Annotated in this window: 19 protein-coding genes; 7 read left to right on the plus strand and 12 right to left on the minus strand. The window is 64.7% G+C overall.

Annotated features, from left to right (window positions below):
* Window positions 1-65 precede the first annotated feature (65 nt).
* The gene (locus AC1VNY_RS26605; RefSeq protein ID WP_028339676.1) at window positions 66-293 is read left to right on the plus strand and encodes a hypothetical protein; all 228 of its coding nucleotides are present in this window, start codon (window positions 66-68) and stop codon (window positions 291-293) included.
* On the opposite strand, the gene AC1VNY_RS26610 is transcribed toward AC1VNY_RS26605, so the two are convergent.
* Entirely contained in the window at window positions 290-2,575 is a 2,286-nt protein-coding gene (locus AC1VNY_RS26610; RefSeq protein ID WP_482407427.1) for a ComEC/Rec2 family competence protein, read from the minus strand. The two genes, AC1VNY_RS26605 and AC1VNY_RS26610, sit on opposite strands and share 4 nt — an antisense overlap.
* Window positions 2,576-3,009: 434 nt before the next feature.
* Between AC1VNY_RS26610 and AC1VNY_RS26615 the strand changes: the two genes are divergently transcribed.
* Window positions 3,010-4,338, plus strand: a complete 1,329-nt coding sequence (locus AC1VNY_RS26615) for an MFS transporter (protein ID WP_482407428.1) — start codon at window positions 3,010-3,012, stop codon at window positions 4,336-4,338.
* A gap of 339 nt (window positions 4,339-4,677) precedes the next feature.
* Here the strand turns inward: AC1VNY_RS26615 and AC1VNY_RS26620 are convergent, their stop codons facing one another.
* Window positions 4,678-5,040: an SPW repeat protein gene (locus AC1VNY_RS26620; RefSeq protein WP_482407429.1), complete on the minus strand. Its 363-nt coding sequence runs from the start codon at window positions 5,038-5,040 to the stop codon at window positions 4,678-4,680.
* 249 nt (window positions 5,041-5,289) lie between these two features.
* Here AC1VNY_RS26620 and AC1VNY_RS26625 point away from each other — a divergent pair, with 249 nt between their 5' ends.
* Both AC1VNY_RS26625 and glnA read left to right on the plus strand, forming a co-directional pair.
* Window positions 5,290-5,472, plus strand: a complete 183-nt coding sequence (locus AC1VNY_RS26625) for a hypothetical protein (RefSeq protein WP_028339672.1) — start codon at window positions 5,290-5,292, stop codon at window positions 5,470-5,472.
* Window positions 5,473-5,586: 114 nt separating this feature from the next.
* The gene (glnA, locus tag AC1VNY_RS26630) at window positions 5,587-7,017 is read left to right on the plus strand and encodes a type I glutamate--ammonia ligase (RefSeq protein WP_482407445.1); all 1,431 of its coding nucleotides are present in this window, start codon (window positions 5,587-5,589) and stop codon (window positions 7,015-7,017) included.
* Here glnA and AC1VNY_RS26635 read toward each other — a convergent pair.
* Together AC1VNY_RS26635 and AC1VNY_RS26640 are read right to left on the minus strand one after the other, a co-directional pair.
* Complete coding sequence (locus AC1VNY_RS26635) at window positions 7,014-7,400, minus strand: YybH family protein (RefSeq protein WP_482407430.1); 387 nt, start codon at window positions 7,398-7,400, stop codon at window positions 7,014-7,016. The genes glnA and AC1VNY_RS26635 overlap by 4 nt on opposite strands.
* A 35-nt stretch (window positions 7,401-7,435) precedes the next feature.
* Window positions 7,436-9,115, minus strand: a complete 1,680-nt coding sequence (locus AC1VNY_RS26640) for a glutamine--tRNA ligase/YqeY domain fusion protein (protein WP_482407431.1) — start codon at window positions 9,113-9,115, stop codon at window positions 7,436-7,438.
* A 178-nt stretch (window positions 9,116-9,293) separates the two neighbouring features.
* Here AC1VNY_RS26640 and gltX point away from each other — a divergent pair, with 178 nt between their 5' ends.
* Window positions 9,294-10,715 carry a glutamate--tRNA ligase gene (gene gltX / locus AC1VNY_RS26645; protein ID WP_482407432.1) on the plus strand — a complete coding sequence of 474 codons (1,422 nt, stop codon included), beginning with the start codon at window positions 9,294-9,296 and terminating at the stop codon, window positions 10,713-10,715.
* A 160-nt stretch (window positions 10,716-10,875) separates the two neighbouring features.
* Window positions 10,876-12,177: a citrate synthase gene (gene gltA, locus AC1VNY_RS26650; RefSeq protein WP_028339667.1), complete on the plus strand. Its 1,302-nt coding sequence runs from the start codon at window positions 10,876-10,878 to the stop codon at window positions 12,175-12,177.
* A 34-nt stretch (window positions 12,178-12,211) separates the two neighbouring features.
* On the opposite strand, the gene AC1VNY_RS26655 is transcribed toward gltA, so the two are convergent.
* The 5 genes from AC1VNY_RS26655 to lpxA all read right to left on the minus strand — a co-directional run bounded on the left by AC1VNY_RS26655 (window position 12,212) and on the right by lpxA (window position 16,297).
* Window positions 12,212-12,580: an ArsR/SmtB family transcription factor gene (locus tag AC1VNY_RS26655; RefSeq protein ID WP_482407433.1), complete on the minus strand. Its 369-nt coding sequence runs from the start codon at window positions 12,578-12,580 to the stop codon at window positions 12,212-12,214.
* 93 nt (window positions 12,581-12,673) lie between these two features.
* Complete coding sequence (locus AC1VNY_RS26660; protein WP_482407434.1) at window positions 12,674-13,333, minus strand: SRPBCC family protein; 660 nt, start codon at window positions 13,331-13,333, stop codon at window positions 12,674-12,676.
* A gap of 114 nt (window positions 13,334-13,447) precedes the next feature.
* A complete protein-coding gene (gene lpxB / locus AC1VNY_RS26665; protein ID WP_482407446.1) occupies window positions 13,448-14,629 on the minus strand; it encodes a lipid-A-disaccharide synthase in 1,182 nt (393 codons plus the stop codon).
* A complete protein-coding gene (locus AC1VNY_RS26670) occupies window positions 14,626-15,483 on the minus strand; it encodes an LpxI family protein (protein WP_482407435.1) in 858 nt (285 codons plus the stop codon). The genes lpxB and AC1VNY_RS26670 overlap by 4 nt, the downstream gene beginning before the upstream one ends.
* Window positions 15,484-15,502: 19 nt before the next feature.
* On the minus strand, window positions 15,503-16,297 hold the full coding sequence (gene lpxA / locus AC1VNY_RS26675; RefSeq protein ID WP_482407436.1) for an acyl-ACP--UDP-N-acetylglucosamine O-acyltransferase: 795 nt from the start codon (window positions 16,295-16,297) through the stop codon (window positions 15,503-15,505).
* Between the two features lie 148 nt (window positions 16,298-16,445).
* Between lpxA and AC1VNY_RS26680 the strand changes: the two genes are divergently transcribed.
* A complete protein-coding gene (locus tag AC1VNY_RS26680; RefSeq protein ID WP_411782546.1) occupies window positions 16,446-16,769 on the plus strand; it encodes a KTSC domain-containing protein in 324 nt (107 codons plus the stop codon).
* Window positions 16,770-16,781: 12 nt separating this feature from the next.
* Here the strand turns inward: AC1VNY_RS26680 and fabZ are convergent, their stop codons facing one another.
* Genes fabZ through bamA form a run of 3 tightly spaced genes read right to left on the minus strand, consistent with a single transcriptional unit; the run spans window position 16,782 to window position 20,874 of the window.
* A complete protein-coding gene (fabZ, locus tag AC1VNY_RS26685) occupies window positions 16,782-17,240 on the minus strand; it encodes a 3-hydroxyacyl-ACP dehydratase FabZ (protein WP_016841580.1) in 459 nt (152 codons plus the stop codon).
* Window positions 17,240-18,301, minus strand: coding sequence for a UDP-3-O-(3-hydroxymyristoyl)glucosamine N-acyltransferase (lpxD, locus tag AC1VNY_RS26690; RefSeq protein WP_482407437.1), 1,062 nt, complete (start codon window positions 18,299-18,301; stop codon window positions 17,240-17,242). The genes fabZ and lpxD overlap by 1 nt, the downstream gene beginning before the upstream one ends.
* Window positions 18,302-18,333: 32 nt before the next feature.
* The gene (gene bamA, locus AC1VNY_RS26695) at window positions 18,334-20,874 is read right to left on the minus strand and encodes an outer membrane protein assembly factor BamA (RefSeq protein ID WP_304495532.1); all 2,541 of its coding nucleotides are present in this window, start codon (window positions 20,872-20,874) and stop codon (window positions 18,334-18,336) included.
* Window positions 20,875-20,954: the final 80 nt, after the last annotated feature.

Below are 20,954 nucleotides of genomic sequence, written 5' to 3' on the forward strand. Positions count from 1 at the left end.
GGCGCAGGAGGAGGTTTGCGTCGGCCGGCGCCTTGGCGCATCATCGGGCACGGAGGACGTGCGCGGTGGTCGATAAGGTCACATGGCAAAAGGCTGGACGCGTCACGGAACCGGGCCGCTACATGTTCCGGTTCGGTTGGCTGACGGTGACGGCCGACGACCTGAAAGTCTGGGAGCAATTTCCCGAGGCTTCCTTCACCCTCGTCAAGAAGCCCGACGCCGGCCCCGATTCCGACGAATACCATCTCGGCCTGTTCGAGCTGCCGAGCGGCCCCTCACCGGACCACCGCTAATCATCGCCCTGCAGATCGGTCTCGGCCGGCGTCGCGTCCACGGCGGGCCGCGGCGCGGCGGCCGGCGCACGCAGCGTCGTCTCGCTCTCGCCGTCGCCCGGAACCGCGGGCGACCACGGCCGGTCGATCCCGCCAGGCTTCACCGCATCGACGGCGTAGCCGTCCCTGATCCGTCGCAGCACCAGCGCGCCGTGACGGCGCAGCCGCTCGGCATCGATCACCGAGGCCGCGCAGCCCTGCGGCGCCGGCCGCGCCGTGACGATCAGGCCTGCGCGCTCGCAGTCGTCCGCCAGCGCCTCCGGCCGGGTTGCGAGCGTGACGAAGGCGCCGCTAGGTCCCTGGGTCACGCAGCCGCCGGCATCACAGGACACGCCCTCGCCGAGCGACGCATCGGTGGCGGTCCGCGCGTCGGCGTCCGCCGCCAACCACTCCCTGACCAGGAACGCATCCTTGGCGCTGTGCATCAAATGCAGCCGCCCATCACCGCCACGCACCGCGACGTTGCGGCCGTCGCCGGAGATCAACACGTCCGGCTGCGGCACCCTGAGCGCCCAGACCGACGCCATCACGAGCAGCACGGCGCCAGACCAGCGTAGCGGCGTGCGCAGCAGCCCGAGCAGGATGATGCCGGCACTCGCTGCGACCAGCGGCCCGATGCCGAACGCGGCCATGCGGCCGACCGCGCCCGGGAGTGCGGCGACCCATTGCGTCACCAAAATCATCCAGTCGATGCCAAGACCCATGATCGCCCAGAACACGCCGTCGAAGCCGAACGGCATGGCGAGGAGCCCCAGCAGGCCGGCCGGCATCACGACCGCCGACACGACAGGCATCGCCGCGAGGTTGGCGAGCAGCCCGTAGGGCGTCACGCGGTGGAAATGGAACGCGGCGTAGGGCGTCGTCGCAAGCCCTGCCACCAGCGAGGCCAGCATCAGCATCGTGAGCTCACGCCCGCCCCACAGTGCAACCCGAGCGGTCGCCGAATGGTCGGGCGACGCGAATAGGTTCGGCAGCCCGATCTGCACCAGCGCCACCAGCCCGAGCGTCGCGGCAAACGACATCTGGAAGCTGGGATGCACCAGCGCCTCCGGCGCGATCGCGAGCACGATCAGCGCTGCCACCGCCAGCGTACGGAAGGTGATCGCGCGGCGGTCGACGATCACGGCGAGCAGCACCACGGCGGTCATGAAGAACGACCGTTGCGTCGCGACCTCCGCGCCCGACAGCAACAGATAGAACGCCGCGGCGAGCAGCGCGGCCACCGCGGCCCATTTCTTGATCGGATGCCCTGCCGTCAGCGCCGGAAACAGCGCGAGCAGCGCGCGCACCGCGAAGAACACGACGCCGGCGACCACGGCCATGTGGTAGCCGGAGATCGACAGCACATGGCCGAGCCCCGAGATGAACATCGCATCGTTGACCGGCGTCGAGATCGCGTCGCGCCGGCCGGTGAGCAGCGCGGTTGCGATCGCGCGCTGGTCGCCGTCGAGCGTGGTGCGAATACGCGCGTCGATGGCGTCGCGCAGGCCTTGCATGAAGGCGGCGTAGCGCAGCGCAAAGCCGCCGGTCGCAGGCGGCTCCCTGGTCCTGACCGCGCCCATCACGAAGCCGGAGGCGCCGATGCCCTGGAAATACAGGTCTCGTCCGAAATCGTAGGAGCCCGGGCGCTGCGGCCCGAGCGGCGGCAACAGCCGCGCCTTCAACTCGACGAAGCTGCCGACATCGGGCGCGGTGCCCTTCTTGACCGAGAGCCGGACCCGATCGAGCTTCGTCATGTCGCGCGGGCTCTCCATCGAAACCACGCGCAGCACGAAACGATCGGTCTTCTCGCGGATGTCGCGCGTCTCGACGAAGCCGGTCAGCGCCACCGAGAACATCGGCCGCGCCAGCACCGTGTGAGCAACGCGCGCCGTCTTCCAGGTCGCCGTCGCAAAGCCCGCGGCCACCGCGGCCAGCATCGCGATGACGGGAAACACGCTGCGCCGCCGCAGCAGCAGCGCCAGCAGGCAGAGCAGGATTGCGACGGTGGCCGCGACCGACAGCACCGGCTCGTGCTCGGCCGCGAAATAGAAGGCGATGCCGGTGCCGAACGCCACCGGCACCCACGGCAACAACCGGCCCGCCCCCGCTTCCGCGCGCGCCCATTGCCGCAATGTCTCGACGAAAGGCTTCCAGATGCCGACGCGCGCCGGGAGAAAGCCGCCGACCGGCGCAGCCGCGCGCGGCGGCCATGTCCCCGCGTAGCCGCGTTTGCCGCCCGGCGTCGTGCCCTGCTCCGCCATTCCGCTTGCGATCCCTGCCGGGCGGCAGGCTAGCGGATGGCCCCGTCACCCGACTAGCGGAACGGATGCAGAATACGGACCGGCAGCGCCCCGGGTAGCTGGATCGTCCAGCGCCTTGCCGACCTCGCGCCTGACCACAGCTGCCGCCTGCGTCAAATCGATCGAGCCGAAAGTCTCATAAGATACCGATCCCGTTGGGATTAGACTGTCCTGATGCCTCCACTCCCAAAGAGACAGGGATGAGGCAGTGACGGCTCGCGGCACTTGAAGGCCGCTGGAGCTCCTCTCAGGTGGCCACAACTCCCCTGAGATCAGGCGTTGCGGACGAACTCGCAAAATCTCGCCTGTAACGCCGTGCACCATGCGCACTCCGCGAGCGGACAGATCGCTGAAAAAACGCGAGGCGTAGCGTTTGCATTTGAGAGGAGCAGCACATGGCAATTCAAGTACCGAGTGATTTTCGTCGCGTGATTGTTGCTGCATCAGTGGGAAACATCATTGAATGGTACGACTTTTATATTTTTGGCAGCCTGGCCGCGGTTCTGTCGGTCAAGTTCTTTGAGCAATCCCACCCCGTCGCAGCCCTGCTGAGCACGATCGCGCTGTTCACTGCGGGATTCCTGATCCGCCCGCTGGGGGCCTTCCTGTTCGGATGGATGGGCGATCGGGTCGGCCGCAAATATACATTCCTTGTTACCTTGAGCGGAATGGGCCTGGGAACGGGCGCGATCGGACTCATCCCAACCTATGAATCGATCGGCCTGACGGCCGCATTCGTTCTGTTCGGCTTGCGGATGATCCAGGGTCTCTGCCTGGGCGGCGAATATGGCGGCGCCATCACCTATGTCGCCGAGCATGTTCCGGATGACCACCGCGGCTACTACACAGGCTGGCTACAAACCTCGCCGACGCTCGGGATCGTGGTGTCGCTGGCCGTAATCGTTCTGACCCGAACCTGGGCCGGCAATCAGGCCTTTGACGCATGGGCGTGGCGCGTACCGTTCCTGGTCTCGTTCCTGCTGGTGGCCATCGCCATCTACATCCGCCTCCAGCTCCAGGAGACGCCGATTTTCCAGGAGATCAAGGCACGCGGACAGATGACCAGGAATCCCTGGCGGGAAGCATTCCTCAGCTCCAACATCAAGTACATCATGATCGCGATCGTCGTCCTGATTGGACAGGGCGTGGTCTGGTACAGTGGTCAATTCTGGGCACTGTACTTCCTGCAGCAGGTCTCCAAGGTCGATGCGGTGACCTCGGCCTACATCGTGGGAACCGCACTGTTGATCGCAACGCCGAGCCTGATCTTCTTTGGTTGGCTGTCGGATCAGATCGGCCGCAAATCCGTGATCCTCGGAGGCATGCTGCTTGCGGCGATCACCTACTATCCGCTGTATCTGTGGCTCGGCATGGTCACGCAGCCGGGACACATCAACTATCCGGTCGCCGTCTTCATCATCTTCATCCTCGTCTGCTACGTCGGGATGGTGTACGGGCCGGTCGGCGCGTTTCTGGCGGAGTTTTTCCCGGCCAGGATCAGGTACACATCGGTCTCGGTGCCGTATCATATCGGCAATGGTTGGGGCGGCGGATTGGTACCCTTCATCACATCAGCCGCCTTCGCAGCGACCGGCAGCATCGGCTACGCGCTGATCTACCCGATCGTCGTTCCCGCGGTGTGCTTCGTGATCGCGGTTTTCATCATGCCCGAGACACGCAAGACCAGAATCTGGGAGCAGATCGAGGCGAAAGCCGCATCGTGACGGAGTCACCTTGCTGACGGGCGACTAGACTAGAGCCCCGTCCGATGGGATCGGAACGGGGCTCCAGAATCTTGCTTTGACGCGCTTTCTTTACGCGAACCGGCATCCACTCCGCTCGAAAACGCTCTACCGCTGCAGCAGGAGCCGTGGCCGCCGTCCAGCGCGTGCGGGACGATGCTTCTGGATCGTCCGGTATTCGCCGTCTCTGGCGTGATGTCTCTGTAGAACCTGCATCCGCGTTACGCCGAAGCGACACGGAGGGGATCCGGCACTACGCAGTTCCAACCTCCCCGGCCGCCTTGGGTTGGCGGTCAGGCCAACGTCTCAATCAGCCGCCTCTCAGCCAGCTCGGTGATGCCAGCGATCGTGCCACCAGGTGGCGAAATCACGATCCATCGTCAGCTCCCAGCAAGCGAGTACGATCACCACGATGCCCGCGAGCACGCTGCTCGTCGTGACCGATCCCGGCTGGTAGCTGAACGTCCAGGGTGCCACCACCAGAGCCAACCCCATCAGCATCTCGCCCCATTCCTCCAGATAGGACGGAATGATGAATGCCTCGAGGGCGAACAGCACGACGCCCAATCCGAGCGCGATGGAGATCCAGAGAGCTGCCCCGGAGAAGCCCAGTGCAAACGGCGATGCAACCAGCCAGACGCCAACCAACAGGCTGGCAGCATCCTGCCAGTGTTGAATGCGCATGATCCTCACCTCCTTCTTCCGAAGACATGGTGCGGCGCGGTCAAAAAAGCATCAGTCCGACCTGCGATGTGTTGCCGCTGCCGATCCGCGAGCCGACGACCATGCTGCCGTCCGGCCGCCCGGAAAGCGCTCTTGCAATCGCGCCGCAGCAAGATGCACACTGCGGGCGCTTGACCAGGTGTCAACGTCTGCGGTTCGCGGCCCGACCGGTATTTGCGGTTGCGCTGAGGACGAGAGGAGTATGACGCCATGCGAGAAATCGAAATCCACAACTATGCGCGGCAGTTGCTCGAGGCACATGGCGCCAAGGCCATTGCGGAAGCTGCCCAAAACGCCATCGAGCTTGAAGCAAAAGGCGAAGCCGAGCTGGCCAGAACCTGGCGGCATATCGAAGACGCCATGAAGCTGATGCGCGGTCCGCACCAAAGCTGAGGCTGCCAGCTCGCAGCGCAGAACGTGGAGCAGGATCTGCCTCAAGCCGCCTCGCAGCGGCTGAACGGCAGCACAATCTCAACGACGCGGCTCTCCAATAACAGGAGTGAAGCCATGTTACCGACATGCGCAACAGCCGAAGATCTCGTGAGGGCAATCAAGGACGAGAAAGTGCAGATGATCGATCTGCGCTTCACCGACCTGCCGGGGGTATGGCAACATTTTTCCGTCCCGCCGAGCGCGGCGAGCGCAGACGCCCTCAGCGAAGGGATTGGATTCGACGGCTCATCGATCCGCGGCTTTCAGGAAATCCAGGAAAGCGACATGCTGGTCGTCCCGGACCCGACCACGGCTTTCCTCGACCCATATTCCCCTTCATCCACCCTGGTATTGATCTGCAACATCCGCGACCCCGTGACCGGTCAATCCTATAGCCGCGATGCCCGCTACATCGCCCAAAAAGCTGAAACCCACCTGAAGGCCACGGGCCACGCCGATACCAGCTACTTCGGTCCAGAGGCCGAGTTCTTCGTGTTCGACAGCGTGCGCTACGGACAGGGCATCAACTACGCTTTCCACGACATCGATTCCGGTGAAGGCAGCTGGAACACGGGCACAAACGAAGCGCCCAACCTGGGACACAAGCCACGCCCGAAAGAGGGATACTTTCCAGTGCCCCCGACGGACAGCATGCAGGCGCTCCGTACCGAAATGGTGTTGACCATGGAACAGCTGGGCATCCAGATCGAAGCCCATCACCATGAAGTCGCGACCGGTGGGCAGAACGAAATCGACATGCGCTTCACCACGCTCACGCGCATGGCGGACAATCTGATGATCTACAAATACGTGGTGAAGAACACCGCCCGCCAGAACGGCATGACCGCAACGTTCATGCCGAAACCGCTGTTCGAGGACAACGCTTCCGGAATGCACGTTCATCAGTCGTTGTGGAAGGGCGAGACCAATCTGTTCTACGACAGGGGCGACTATGCCGAACTGAGCCAGCTCGCCCGCCACTATATCGGCGGCCTGTTGACCCATGCTTGGGCATTGTGCGGGCTTTGCGCCCCGACCACGAACTCCTATCGGCGTCTGGTGCCGGGCTATGAGGCTCCGATCAACCTGGTCTATTCCCAGCGCAACCGTTCAGCCTGCTGCCGCATTCCGATGTATTCGCCGAACCCGAAGGCCAAGCGTGTCGAATTTCGTTCGCCGGATCCCTCCTGCAATCCCTATCTGGCTTTCGCCGCGATGCTGATGGCCGGCCTCGACGGAATTCGCAACAAGATCGACCCGGGCAGCCCGATCGACAAGAACCTCTACGACCTGCCGCCCGCCGAGGCGAAGGAGGTGAAGTCGACGCCGGGGTCGCTGGATCAGGCGCTGGACGCGCTCGAACGCGATCACGCATTCCTGCTGCGCAACGATGTCTTCACCGCCGACGTGATCGAAACATGGCTCGACTACAAGCGGAAGAAGGAGGTCGATCCCATCAGATTGCGACCTCATCCCTACGAGTTCCATTTGTACTACGACATCTAGATCAATGGCGTCTGCGACGAGACGTGGTGGCAGACGATCTTCCAGTCGCCGTCCTCGCGCGCGATCACCCAGGTGATCTTGACGGCGAGCGAGGGCGCATCGCCGTCAAGGAAGAATGACGCGATGCCCGCCATGTTGACGAGTTCGGCATTGACCCGTTCTGCCCTGACATCGCTGAACTGAACGCGCGGCGCGCGCCAGCGCGGCAGACCGTCAAAATAGGCTTTGACGCCGTCGCGGCCACGATACAGCGTCGGGTTCGAGCCGAAGAAGAACGCGCTCTTCGAATAGAGCGCGCTTAACGCATTCGCATCGAGCCTGCTGAAACCCGCCGACCATCTGGCGATGATGGCGGAGGCGATCTCGTCGGATTCATCAGGCATCGATCCCCCCGTCTGCTTGTCCGCGCGGAACTGCGCTAGCCCTTGCCGCCGACTTCCTTGGCGAAGGTGTCGCGCAGGCCGATGGTGCGGTTGAACACCAGCCGGTCCGGCGTCGAATCCGCATCGCGCACGAAATAGCCCTGCCGCTCGAACTGCATCGGGTCGGACGAATTGCTCGCGGCGATCGCCGGCTCGACGCGCGCATCCTTCAGGACTTCGAGCGACTGCGGATTGAGGTCGGCGGCGAAATCGGCCGCGTTCGGGCTCGGATTGGCGAACAGCTGGTTGTAGATGCGAATCTCCGCCGGCTTCGACTGCGCCGCCGGCAACCAGTGCATCGTCGCCTTGACCTTGCGGCCGTCGGGCGCGTTGCCGCCCTTGGTTAAGGGATCGTAGGTGGCGCGGAGTTCGACGATCTCGCCGGCGTCGTTCTTCACCACGCCCGTGCACTTGATGAAGTAGGCATAGCGCAGCCGCACCTCATTGCCGGGCGAGAGGCGGTAGAACTTCTTCGGCGGATTCTCCATGAAGTCGTCGCGCTCGATATAGAGCTCGCGGCCGAACGCGATCTTGCGGGTGCCGGCTTCCGGATTGTCGGGATGGTTGATCGCCTCGATCTCCTCGACCTGCCCTTCCGGATAATTCTCGATCACCACCTTGAGCGGCCGCAGCACCGCCATCCGGCGCAGCGCCGTGCGGTTCAGCTCCTCGCGGATGCAGAATTCGAGCATGCCGACATCGACCACACTGTTGGCCTTGGCGACGCCGATGCGCTTGATGAATTCGCGCACCGCCGCCGGCGGCACGCCGCGCCGCTTCAAGCCGGCAATGGTCGGCATGCGCGGATCGTCCCAGCCCGAGACGTGGCCGTCGCGGACGAGCTGGGTCAGCACGCGCTTGGACAGCAGCGTATAGGTCAGGTTCAGCCGTGCCATTTCGTACTGGCGCGGCTTCGAGGGCACCGGCAGCTTGTCGAGCAGCCACTCATAGAGCGGGCGGTGATCCTCGAACTCCAGCGTACAGATCGAATGGGTGATGCCCTCGATCGCGTCCGACTGGCCGTGCGCGTAGTCGTAGCTCGGATAGATCGACCATTTGTCGCCGGTGCGCGGATGGTGGGCGTGCAGGATGCGGTAGAGCACGGGGTCGCGCAGGTTGATGTTGCCGGCGGCCATGTCGATCTTGGCGCGCAGCACGCGGGCGCCGTTCGAGAACTCTCCGGCCTTCATGCGGCGGAACAGGTCGAGGTTCTCCTCGACCGAGCGGTCGCGGAACGGCGAGTTCTTGCCGGGCTCGGTCAGCGTGCCACGGGACGTGCGGATCTCCTCCTGCGACTGATCGTCGACATAGGCATAGCCGGCCTTGATCAGGCCCTCGGCCCAATCGTACAGGCGCTCGAAATAGTCCGACGCAAAGAACAGGTTGGCTCCCCAGTCGTAGCCGAGCCAATGGACGTCGGCCTGGATGGAGTCGATGTACTCCTGCTCCTCCTTGGTCGGATTGGTGTCGTCGAAGCGCAAATTGCACTGGCCGCCGAACTCCTGCGCGATGCCGAAATTCAGGGCGATCGACTTGGCGTGGCCGATATGCAGGTAGCCGTTCGGCTCCGGCGGGAAACGGGTCACGATCCGGTTGTGCTTGTGGGAGGAGAGATCGGCCTGGACGATGTCGCGGATGAAGTCGCGCCCTGCCTCTGCCGTCGTGTCAGTCGTCATCAAAGGGTTCCCTGGAGGAGTCAGCTCAACCTTCTGCCAAATTCGCGCCGTTCGGCCAAGCCTGGTTTCAAGCCCCGGTTTCAAGTCTGGTTTGGCGGGCAAAAGGTCAACCGGGGCTTTAGTTATGTCCGGTTCCTGTTATACACCACGGCCGTTCCCGCATACGTCTCGCTCGATCATGACCAAACCCGTCGTTACCCGCTTCGCCCCCTCACCGACCGGCTTCCTCCATATCGGAGGTGCCCGTACCGCGCTGTTCAACTGGCTCTATGCCAGGAAGCTCGGCGGCAAGATGCTGCTCCGGATCGAGGACACCGACCGTGAACGCTCGACCAAGGAGGCGATCGACGCCATCCTGGACGGCCTGAAATGGCTCGAGCTCGATTGGGACGGCGAGGTCATCTACCAGTTCAGCCGCGCCGCCCGCCATCGCGAGGTCGCCGAAAGCCTGCTCGCCGCCGGGCGCGCCTATTACTGCTATGCCTCGCCGGAAGAGCTCACCGCGATGCGCGAGAAGGCGCGCGCCGAGGGCCGCACCCGCCTCTATGACGGCCTGTGGCGTGACCGCGATCCGGCCTCCGCGCCCGGTGGCATCAAGCCGACCATCCGGCTCAAGGCGCCGCAGACCGGCGAAACCGTGATCGAGGACCAGGTGCAGGGCCGCGTGGTCTGGCAGAACGAGAACCTCGACGACCTCGTCCTGCTCCGCGGCGACGGCACTCCGACCTACATGCTCGCGGTCGTGGTCGACGACCACGACATGGGCGTCACTCACATCATCCGTGGCGACGACCACCTGATCAACGCCGCGCGTCAGAAGCAGATCTACGACGCGCTGGAGTGGGAACTGCCGAGCATGTCCCACATTCCGCTGATCCACGGTCCCGACGGCTCGAAACTGTCGAAGCGCCATGGCGCGCTCGGCGTCGATGCCTACCGCGCGCTCGGCTACCTGCCGGCCGCCTTGCGCAACTACCTCGTCCGGCTCGGCTGGAGCCATGGCGACCAGGAGATCTTCTCGACCCAGGAGATGATCGACGCGTTCGACCTCTCGGGCATCGGCCGTTCTGCGGCGCGGTTCGATTTCGCCAAGCTGGAGAACCTCAACGGTCACTATATCCGGCAGAGCGACGATCAATCCCTCGTGACCCAGTTCGAGAGCGTGCTGGATTATGCTCCCGAGGGCGCCGCGCTGAAGGCCAAGCTCAACGACACCACCCGCGCGCAATTGCTGCGGGCGATGCCGAGCCTTAAGGAGCGCGCCAAGACGCTGATCGAGCTGATCGCGGGCGCCTACTTCATCTTCGCCGATCGTCCGCTCGCGCTCGATCCGAAAGCGGCGGCGCTGCTGACGCCGGAAACGCGCGCGTTGATCGGCCGCCTGCGCACCGCGCTGGAAGCCGTCAACGACTGGACGGCGGAAACCACCGAGACCGCGATGCGGAATTTCGCCGAGCAGAACAACCTGAAACTCGGCGCCGTCGCCCAGCCGCTGCGGGTGGCGCTGACCGGACGTACAACGTCGCCGGGCATATTCGACGTGCTGGCCGTGCTGGGACGCCAGGAGTGCCTTGCCCGCCTCGCCGACCAGGCGGCGTGATCCTGCATGGACCCCCTCCAGGGTCCATCTTGCAGCGCACATGGCAATGAGCTACCCAATCCCGGACGCTTTCTCCACAAGCCGTTCCGCCCCGCCATGGGCCGCAATTTAGCGACTGGGCAAGGTCGGTTTTCGCAACGAATTCATCGGGGATATCACGATGGACGCAAAATCCAGCAAGACAGCCACACTCACCATCGGCAACAAGAACTACGATTTCCCGATCCTGAGCGGCACGGTTGGGCCTGATGTCATCGACATCGCCAAGCTCTACGGCCAGGCAGGGGTGTTCACCTACGACCCCGGCTTCACCTCGACCGGCAGCTGCCAGTCGAAGATCACCTACATCGACGGCGACGCCGGCGTGCTCGAATACCGCGGCTATCCGATCGAGCAGCTCGCCGAGCACGGCGACTTCCTCGAGACCTGCTACCTGCTGCTGTACGGGGATCTTCCGACCCCGGCGCAGAAGAAGGACTTCGACCATCGCGTGATCCATCACACGATGGTGCATGAGCAGATGGCGCGGTTCTTCCAGGGCTTCCGACGCGACGCTCATCCGATGGCGATCATGGTCGCCGCCGTCGGCGCGCTGGCCGCGTTCTATCACGACTCCACCGACATCAACGATCCGCGTCAGCGCATGATCGCCTCGATGCGCATGATCGCGAAGGTGCCGACGCTGGCGGCGATGGCCTACAAGTACACCGTCGGCCAGCCCTTCGTGTATCCGAAGAACTCGCTCTCGTTTGCCGAGAACTTCCTCAACATGTGCTTCGCGGTGCCCTGCGAGGACTACAAGATCAATCCGGTGCTCGCCGACGCGCTCGACAAGATCTTCATCCTGCACGCCGACCACGAGCAGAACGCCTCGACCTCGACGGTGCGCATTGCCGGCTCCTCGGGCGCCAATCCGTTCGCCTGCATCGCGGCCGGTATCGCCTGCCTGTGGGGCCCGGCGCATGGCGGCGCCAACGAGGCCGCGCTCAACATGCTCTACGGCATCGGCAAGGTCGAAAACATTCCGGACTTCATCGCCAAGGTGAAGGACAAGAACAGCGAAGTTCGCCTGATGGGCTTCGGCCACCGCGTCTACAAGAACTACGATCCGCGCGCCAAGATCATGCAGAAGATGTGTCACGCGGTGCTGAAGGAGACCGGCCACGGCGACGATCCGATGCTCAAGGTCGCGATGGAGCTCGAGAAGATCGCGCTCAGCGATCCCTACTTCATCGATCGCAAGCTCTACCCGAACGTCGACTTCTATTCGGGCATCACGCTGAAGGCGATGGGCTTCCCGGTCTCGATGTTCACCGTGCTGTTCGCGGTCGCCCGCACCGTCGGCTGGATCAGCCAGTGGAGCGAGATGATCGAGGATCCGCAGCAGAAGATCGGCCGTCCGCGCCAGCTCTACACCGGCGTCGCGCGCCGCGACTATGTGCAGATCGACAAGCGCAAGTAAGCTGCATCACTGAAGGGAATCCGGAACGGCGCCATCATTCCTGATGGCGCCGTTTTCGTTTGCCCCGCGCGACTTCGGTCGCGATCGCGTCAAGGCGCGGCAGCCAGAACGCCCGGAACCGGTCGAGCCAGTCGTCGACCTCGCGCAGCCGCGCCGGCTCGACCGCGTAGATGCGGCGCGTGCGGTCGGCGCGCACCGACGCGAAACCGGCGTCGCGCAAGATCCGCAATTGCTGCGAGACCGCCGACTGGGTGATGCCGAACTCGCGCTGCACGACCGCAACGACGTCACCCGAACTGTGCTCCCCGGTCGCCAATAGTTCCAGGATGCGCCGGCGGACGGGATCGCCGAGGATGTCGAAGGCGTGCAAGGTCGCTAGAGCGCGATGAGATTGCATCGTCATCCCGCTTTAGCTCTTTGTTTGAGCATGATCTCCGCGCAAACGCTTCGCGTTTGTCGCGAGGAAAAACCGCTTCACACTTTTCCGGATCATGCTCTAGCCTCCGCTCCCCGGCTCCGGCTCGCCGCAATAGGCCGCCGTGGTATTTGCGGCTGATCTGCGCGCCGCAGCCTCCTCGGTGCCCGCCGCGATCGAGGCCCGGCACCAGTCCTCGCTGGAGCGGCGGATGAATTCCTTGCCGTCGTCGGTGGCTGGCCACGCCGACGCGGCGGCGCGGTCGAATTCCTCGCCGGGCGGCATGGCCAGATAGAGCGCGAGCCCGAGCAGCGCGAGATCCCAGCCGACGCCGACCGCACCGGCTCCGTAGCGGTCCCAGAAGTCGCCCTCGATCACCGAGAGGTGTTCCAATTCCAGGCGCGTGGCGTCAGGGCCATTCTCGGCCAGCGTGACGGTAACCCAGCTGACGGTGCCCATGGACTCCCACGTCACGGCAAGCCGGCGCGGCGGCTCACACGTCGTGATCTCGCCGCCCGCATGGCCCTGGAACTGATAGCGCCCGCCAAGCCTCAGGTCGCCCGAGATCGGCAGGAACCAGCGTGGAATGCGTTCGGGGTTGGTCAGCACATCCCAGAGATCGGCGATGTCGGTGTCGTAGCTGCGGGTCGCGATCACCGCCCGCGCCGGCTTGCCGTCGCGTTCCCGGAAGGCGACTTCGCGAATGACGGCTCCGACATAGGCGACAGGGTCGATCTTCATGGCGAGCTCCGTATCAATATTAGCTATTGCTAATATTAGTACGATCTAAATATTCGGCGCAAGCTGGATCGTTGCGGCGGTATGTCGCCACTGAACTCGGACACGATCGATTGGCTAGGCCGAACGGCGGCCCATCTCCGCCAGCACGATGTCGGCGGCGCGGACGCTCGGCGGCTGGTCGCCGGTCGACATCTTCCCGTCCATCGTCGCGAACCCCACGAGCTGCCGCAGACGATCGGGCGAATCCGCAAGCACGTCGCCCAGCGCCGCCGCGAGCTTGTCCGGTGTGCAGTCCTCCTGCAGGAACTCGGGAATGATATCGCTGCCGATCACGAGATTGGCGAGGATCACCGAGGACACTCGGATCGCGCGGCGCAGGATGAACGCCTCGGCGGCGCCGACGCGATAGGCCGTCACCATGGGAATGCCCGACAGCGCGAGCTCCAGTGTCACCGTGCCCGACTTCGCGAGCGCAGCGCGGGCGACGCGGAACGCGGCGCGCTTCTCGGTCTCGCCGATCGCGAGCCGCGGCACCACCGGCCACGACGCGACGCCTTCGCGCACCATCGCCTCGAGATGCGGCATGGTGGGGAGCACGAGCTCGAACGGCATTTGCTTGCTGAGCTGGCCGAGCGCCGTGCCGAACAGCGCCAGATGATGCCTGATCTCGCTGCGCCGGCTTCCGGGCAACACCAGCAGCACCGGTGGCTGCGCATCGCGCCGCTTCTGCTCGTCCTCGTTCGGCCGCAGCGAGACGAGCTGCTCGGTCAGGGGATGGCCGACATAGCTGCATGGCGGTCCCTGCAGCTTGCGATATTCCTCCGGCTCGAACGGCAGCAGCGCGAGCACATGATCGACATAGCGTCGCATCGCGCGCGCCCTGCCCGGCCGCCAGGCCCAGACCGACGGCGACACGTAATCGACGATCGGAATGTTCGGGTTGCGGGCGCGGACACGACGGGCGACGCGGTGGGTGAAATCGGGGCTGTCGATGATGACGAGCATGTCAGGCGCGTCGGCGAGCACGGCATCGGCTGTGCGCCGGATCAATCGCAGGATTTTCGGCAATTGCTTCACGACGGCGGCAAAGCCGATGATCGAGAGTTCCTCGATCGGAAACAGCGGGGCGATGCCCTGAGCAGCCATCGCCTGGCCACCGACGCCGGAAAACTGCGCGGCATCGCCGAGGCGCTGGCGCAGCACCTGCATCAGCGCCGCGCCGAGGCGGTCGCCGGATTCCTCGGTCGCGATGAGGAAGATCTTGCGAGCGCTGCTGGGACCGCGCACCTGCATCAGCCCGCCAGTCCGATGACAAACAGGCCCCTGGCGTCGGCGGCCTCGACCAAAGCCTGCGGCTCGGCGGCCAGCGTATTGCCGGCGATCACGGCGATGCCGGCGATACCGGCTGCTGCCGCGCCCTCTACCGTCCGCGGGCCGATGGTCGGCAGATCGAAGCGCAGATCCTGCCTGCTCTTCGGCGCCTTCACCAGCACGCCGCGGCCGGCCTTGGCGCGAATGCGGCCCTCGGCGCGCAGCCGCGCGACGCGCGCGAGCAGCCCGTCGGTGCCCTCGATATCCTCGACCGCCACCACATGACCGTCGATCACCACGGCCGCCTGACCGATGTCGAACGGGCCGAGCGCGTCGAGCACGCCGCGTCCGCGCGCGATATCGGCGAGCGCCGTGCTGTCGGGCGCCGCGCGCGTCACGGCACCCTCCGGCATCAGCAGATCGGGCGCGACATCCTTGATCCCGACCATGCGGAATCCCTGCTGCTCGAGAATGCGGCCAACGCTCGACAGCAAATGATCGTCGCCGCCGCGAAATGCGCGCACGACGTGGCCGAGCAGGCGCAGCGTGCCCCAGTCGAGCCGGATCTCCGACAGCGCGGGGCGCACCAGGGTGCCGATGAAGATCAGATCGCGGCAGCCTTCGTCGCGGAACAGCCGGGTCGCCCGCCCGAGCTGGCCGACCGAGATCCAGCGGTGACGAAATCGCTGCGCGCGCGCCGGATCGCAGGCGCCGCGCAGCGCGAACAGCACCGGTGTGATGCCGCGCGCAACCAGGGACTCGGCGACCGCGAACGGCATGGCGCCGCCGCCGGCGATGACGCCGACCGGCGAGGAAAGCGAGGGAGCCGCGGACGTCATGCTGGCGGCCATCCCCTGCTCAATCGGTATCGGCGGGAAGGCAGAGCGGCCGCAGCTTGCCGCCCTCGATGAAGGCCAGGATTTCCGCAATCGCGGGATCCTCGCCGGCGAGCGGCTGCACCGAGGCCAGCCGCTCGGCGAAGATGCCGGGGCCGTGGAACAGCTTTTGATAGAACGCGCGCACCGTCGCCAGTCGCGCCTTGGTGAACTGGCGGCGCCGCATGCCGATGATGTTGAGTCCTTCGAGCACCGCGTACTGACCGTTGGCGAGGCCGAACGGGATGATGTCGCCGCGTACGCCGCAGACGCCACCGATCATCACCTGCGAGCCGACGCGGGTGAACTGGTGCACGGCCGACAGGCCGCCGATATAGACGAAGTCGCCGATCTCGCAGTGGCCGCCGAGTGTCGCCGACGTCGCGAAGATCACGCCATTGCCGACCATGCAGTCGTGGCCGACGTGGCTGTTGTTCATGAAGAAGCCGTGATCGCCGACGCGCGTGAGCCCGCCGCCCTTGACCGTGCCGACATTCATCGTCACGCCCTCGCGGATGGTGCAGGCTTCGCCGACTTCGAGGCGGGTCGGCTCGCCGCGATAGCTGAGATCCTGCGGCGGCCCGCCGAGCGCCGCGAACGGCGAGATGATGCAGCCGGAGCCGATCCTGGTATGCCCGCTGATCGTAACATGCGCGATCAGCTTGCAGTTCTCGCCAAGCACGACATTGGGGCCGATGATGCAGTATGGACCGATCTCGGTGCCGGCCCCGATCACAGCGCCATCGGCAATCCGCGCAGTCGGGTCGATCATGCTCATGAAGTTTCGGTCCGGAATTCGTTAATGGCGCCAAGGTGCTATCGAGGCGCCAGGCTGTCGATTGGGGCGGTCGTTAGCGCGACTTTGCCCGCCCTGTCCAGTGACGTATCATGACCGCCTGTTGCAAACGAGAAGGTCGCAACCAATCATGGTCCGGGCCGCCGCGCTGATCCTCAGCCTGCTCTCTGCGCCAGTCGGCCCGGAGACGGTCGATCTCGGCAACAGCACGACGGTCGATCTCTCGAGCTTCGAATGCCGCGACATCAACCGCAGCACGATCGTCCAGCGGGTCTGCTACAGGGCGGATCAGCGCGCGCTGCTGGTCGCGGTCAGAGGCAGCTACCAGCACTATTGCGGCGTCCCCGCCGAAACCTACGACGCGCTGATGAACGCACCGTCGATGGGCGTCTTCCTCAATCGCGTCCTGCGGATCGCGGGCGCGGACGGCCGCTACACCTGCACAACGTCGTGAGCCCGGCGCGGCCTAATCCGTCAGCATCGCACCGACATCGGCCTCGGCGACGACCTGGCCGTTGACCTTGGCATCGCCGTGAAACCACCACATCGTCTTGCGCCGGCCGAGCGAGCGCATGTGATACTCGATGGTGTCGCCGGGCATCACCGGCTTCCTGAACTTGCACTTGTCGATGGTGAGAAAATACACCGCGCGCGGCTTCTCGGTGCCCTCGACCGACTTGATGCCGATGACGCCGGCGGTCTGGGCCATCGCCTCGATCATCATGACGCCGGGGTAGACCGGACGGTCCGGGAAATGGCCCTGGAACGGCGGCTCGTTGAAGGTGACGTTCTTGATGCCGATGCCGCTGTAGTCGGTGCGGATCTTGATCACCCGGTCGATCAGCAACATCGGAAAGCGATGCGGGAGCGTCTTCAGGATATCGTTGATATCCACCAGCTCGAATTTGACCGGTGCCTCCTCCATCACTCCTGTTCCTTGCCTTTGGCTTCGTTGTCGCGCACCAGACGCTCCACTGCGATAATTTCCCTGAACCACTGCTTGGTCGGCTTGGCGAAATGCCCGCCCCACCGACCGTTGGCCGGGATGTCGTCCTTGACCGCGCTCATCGCCGTCACCTGGGCGCCGTCGCCGATCTTGAGGTGGTTGTTGATGCCCACCTTGGCGCCGAGCGCGACATTGTCGCCGATGGTCAGGCTGCCGGCGAGCCCGATCTGGGCCGCCAGCAGGCAGTGCCGGCCGATCGTCACATTGTGGCCGATCTGGACCTGGTTGTCGATTTTGGTGCCCTCGCCGATCACGGTGTCGCGCAGGGAACCGCGGTCGATGGTCGAGGCGGCGCCGACCTCGACATTGTTCTGGATCACCACGCGGCCGGTCTGCGGCACCTTCACATGGCCGGCCGGCCCGAAGAAGATGAAGCCGTAGCCGTCCTGGCCGATATTGCAGCCGGGATGGATCAGGACGTTGTTGCCGATCAGCGCGAACTGAATGGTGGTCTTCGCGCCGACATTGCAGTCGCGGCCGATCTTGACGTCGGCCCCGATCACCGCGCCGGCGCCGATGATGGTGCCCGAGCCGATCTCGACCCGCGGGCCGATCACGACCAGCGGATCGACAATGACGCCATCCTCGAGGCGCGCGGTGGGATCGATGATCGCCGACGGCGCGATGCCCTCGGTGTCGAACCAGGATTGCGGCCGCAGAGCATCGGCGTGCCATTCGCGGGCGAGCTCGACGAACGCCTGGAACGGCTTCGCCGCCCGCAGCACGGCAGTGCCCTTCGGCACCTGTGCCTCGAAGCGCGGGCTGACCAGACACGCGCCGGCCTTGGTCGCAGCAAGCTGGTCGGCGTATTTCAGATTGTCGAAAAAGGCGAGATGCATCGGACCGGCCTCGTCGAGCGAGGCCAGCCCCCTGATCTGAAGCGCGCCCCTTTCGGGGTCGACCAGTTGCGCCTTCGTCAGCGCGGCTATTTCAGCCAGCGATGACGAAGGAGGACTCTTGTAGAAGATCGGCTGCGCCATTCCATCCGTCGCAGTCCGGTTGGCAATCGGTCTTAGAACGTCGTACCGCCGCCAAACCGGAATTCTTGCGTGCGGTCAAACGCACCCTTGGTCAGCGGCACCGCGTAGTCGAAGCGCAGCGGGCCGAACGGTGACTGCCAGATCAGGCCGACACCGACCGAGGTACGGACAACCTTGCTGTCGTCGTAGCTCAGGCCAAGGCACGTACCCGGAGACGGCGGATTGTTCGTCGGCCTGATACAGCCGGGCACGTTGACTTCGCCGGTCGCCGCCCACGAGGTCGGGCCCTGGTAATCGTACAGGCCGCCGGCGTCGGCATAGACCGCGCCCTTGAGCCCGACTTCCTTCGGCAGGAACCAGAACGGCATCTGCAGTTCCGCCGACACACCCCAGTACTTGGTGCCGCCGATGGCGTCCATGGTGCCGTACGGGTTGATGTCACGCGGACCGATACCGTTCGGCGCGAAGCCGCGGACCAGGTTCGGGCCCATCTGGAAGTGATCGAGCATGCGCAGATCCGAGGTCCCGAGCTTGTTCAGGATGCCGCCCTGGGCGTGGATCACGCCGACGATGTCGGAGACCAGCGGGGTGTAGTACTTCGCGTCGATCGCGGTCTTGATGTAGCTGACGTCACCGCCAACACCGGCGAAGTCCTGCTTGAAGTCGACGATCAGACCGTCGGTCGGGTTCTTGTTGTTGTCGAGCGTGTTGTAGTTGAGCGTGTAACCCAGCGCCGACGTGAGGGTCTTGCCGCCCGCCAGCTCCTTGCGGACCGGCAGCGAGGCTTCGCCGTCGAAGAAGCAGCCGAGACCATTGGTCGACACCAGGCTGATTCCGTTCAGGTTCGCATAGGCCGGGCTCGGATTGAACGCGGGATTGGGCGTTCCATCCGGCAGGAGCGGCACGTTGTTACAGTTGTTCAGCGTCGACGGCAGGGTGATTTCCTGCTGGTAGATCGAGTAGCGCAGCTGCAGCGACAGATCTTCCCGCAGGCTGAAGCCGAGCCGCGGGCTGAAGCCCAGCGTCTTGGTGCCGTACGCGATGTAGCTGTTGGACAGCTGCTGGCGCTGATAGAGGTCGAGGCCGAGCGCGACGCGGTAGTCGAGCAGATAGGGCTCGACGAACGACAGCGAGTAGCCGCGGGCATACTGGCCGTAGGTCACCGACGCCTTCGCGTACAGGCCGCGGCCGAGCAGGTTGCGCTCGGAGACGCTGACTTCGGCCAGCGCGCCGTCGGTGGTCGAGTAACCGCCCGACACCGAGAAGTCGCCGGTCGACTTCTCCTCGAGATCGACGATCAGGATGACGCGATCGCTGGAGGAGCCCGGCTCGGTGGTGATCTTCACCGTCTTGAAGAAGTCGAGGTTCTTCAGCCGACGCTCGGCACGATCGACCAGCGCACGGTTGTAGGCGTCGCCTTCCGAGATATCGAACTCGCGGCGGATCACGTAGTCGCGGGTACGGCTGTTGCCGCGGATGTTGATGCGCTCGATATAGGTGCGCGGGCCTTCGTCGATCGCAAAGGTAATCGACACCGTGTGATTGTCGAAGTTGCGATCGCCGCGCGGCCGGACCACCGCGAAGGCGTAGCCGCGGCGCGATGCCTCGATCTGCATCTCCTCGACCGATTTCTCCAGCGCCTCGGCATTGTAGAGCGAGCCGACATTGACGCGCGAGTAGGTGCGCAGCGCGTTCGGGTCGAGCGTTGCGATCGACGACGTGTAGTTGACGGACGCGACGCGGTACTGCTGGCCTTCCTCGATCTTGAAGGTAACCAGGAAGCCCTTCTTGTCGGGATCGTATTCGGTCAACGCGGCCACGACCTGGACGTCGGCATAGCCGTTCTTGAGGTAGAAGCGACGCAGCAGGTCGCGATCGGCCTCGACCCGGTCGGGGTCGTAGACGTCGTTGCCGCCGAGGAAGCTCAGGATGTTCGATTCGCGAGTCTTGATGACGTCGCGCAGACGGGACGCCGAATAGGCGCTGTTGCCGATGAACTCGATCGACCGGACGCCGGTCTTCACGCCTTCATTGACCTCGAAGATCAGGTCGACGCGGTTGTTCGGCTGCTCGATGATCTGCGGGTTGACCCGCACGTCATAGCGGCCGGACCGGCGGTAGATTTCGGCGATGCGCAGGGCGTCCGACTGGACCATCGGGCGCGAGAACGTGCCGCGCGGCTTGGACTGCACTTCAGCGGTGAGCTGTTCGTCCTTGATCTTCTTGTTGCCCTCGAAGGCAACGCGGCCGATCACCGGGTTCTCGACCACGACCACGACGAGGCGCCCGCCCCGCTGGTCGATATGGACGTCCTGGAACAGGCCGGTCTCGATCAGTGCCTTCAGGCCGTCGTCGATCTGGGCCTGGCCCAGCCGACCGCCCGGCCCGGGATGGAAGTAGGAGCGGATGGTTTCAAGCTCGACACGGCGGTTCCCCTCCACCGTGATCGAATCGACGGTCTGCGCCGACGCCGGCACAGACACAGCTACGGTCGCCAAGGTGGCAACCACCGGCGCGGCGAACATGACCAAGGCGGCGAACAGCCCCCCCCTCACTCGCATTCCAAACATCATGCGCAACGCGCCCTTATCTTAACGATGCCAGATCGTTCCCCAACGACCCGACAGATTCCCAACCTGCCGCTCAGCTTGTA

The organism is Bradyrhizobium ferriligni, from assembly GCF_056837965.1.

What these genes read in the sequence shown, in the direction of transcription:
- AC1VNY_RS26610 (WP_482407427.1), bottom strand. Translation starts at nt 2,575, where the DNA reads ATGGCGGAGCAGGGCACGACGCCGGGCGGCAAACGCGGCTACGCGGGG.
- AC1VNY_RS26615 (WP_482407428.1), top strand. Translation starts at nt 3,010, where the DNA reads ATGGCAATTCAAGTACCGAGTGATTTTCGTCGCGTGATTGTTGCTGCA.
- AC1VNY_RS26620 (WP_482407429.1), bottom strand. Translation starts at nt 5,040, where the DNA reads ATGCGCATTCAACACTGGCAGGATGCTGCCAGCCTGTTGGTTGGCGTC.
- AC1VNY_RS26625 (WP_028339672.1), top strand. Translation starts at nt 5,290, where the DNA reads ATGCGAGAAATCGAAATCCACAACTATGCGCGGCAGTTGCTCGAGGCA.
- glnA (WP_482407445.1), top strand. Translation starts at nt 5,587, where the DNA reads ATGTTACCGACATGCGCAACAGCCGAAGATCTCGTGAGGGCAATCAAG.
- AC1VNY_RS26635 (WP_482407430.1), bottom strand. Translation starts at nt 7,400, where the DNA reads ATGCCTGATGAATCCGACGAGATCGCCTCCGCCATCATCGCCAGATGG.
- AC1VNY_RS26640 (WP_482407431.1), bottom strand. Translation starts at nt 9,115, where the DNA reads ATGACGACTGACACGACGGCAGAGGCAGGGCGCGACTTCATCCGCGAC.
- gltX (WP_482407432.1), top strand. Translation starts at nt 9,294, where the DNA reads ATGACCAAACCCGTCGTTACCCGCTTCGCCCCCTCACCGACCGGCTTC.
- gltA (WP_028339667.1), top strand. Translation starts at nt 10,876, where the DNA reads ATGGACGCAAAATCCAGCAAGACAGCCACACTCACCATCGGCAACAAG.
- AC1VNY_RS26655 (WP_482407433.1), bottom strand. Translation starts at nt 12,580, where the DNA reads ATGACGATGCAATCTCATCGCGCTCTAGCGACCTTGCACGCCTTCGAC.
- AC1VNY_RS26660 (WP_482407434.1), bottom strand. Translation starts at nt 13,333, where the DNA reads ATGAAGATCGACCCTGTCGCCTATGTCGGAGCCGTCATTCGCGAAGTC.
- AC1VNY_RS26670 (WP_482407435.1), bottom strand. Translation starts at nt 15,483, where the DNA reads ATGACGTCCGCGGCTCCCTCGCTTTCCTCGCCGGTCGGCGTCATCGCC.
- lpxA (WP_482407436.1), bottom strand. Translation starts at nt 16,297, where the DNA reads ATGAGCATGATCGACCCGACTGCGCGGATTGCCGATGGCGCTGTGATC.
- AC1VNY_RS26680 (WP_411782546.1), top strand. Translation starts at nt 16,446, where the DNA reads ATGGTCCGGGCCGCCGCGCTGATCCTCAGCCTGCTCTCTGCGCCAGTC.
- fabZ (WP_016841580.1), bottom strand. Translation starts at nt 17,240, where the DNA reads ATGGAGGAGGCACCGGTCAAATTCGAGCTGGTGGATATCAACGATATC.
- lpxD (WP_482407437.1), bottom strand. Translation starts at nt 18,301, where the DNA reads ATGGCGCAGCCGATCTTCTACAAGAGTCCTCCTTCGTCATCGCTGGCT.
- bamA (WP_304495532.1), bottom strand. Translation starts at nt 20,874, where the DNA reads ATGATGTTTGGAATGCGAGTGAGGGGGGGGCTGTTCGCCGCCTTGGTC.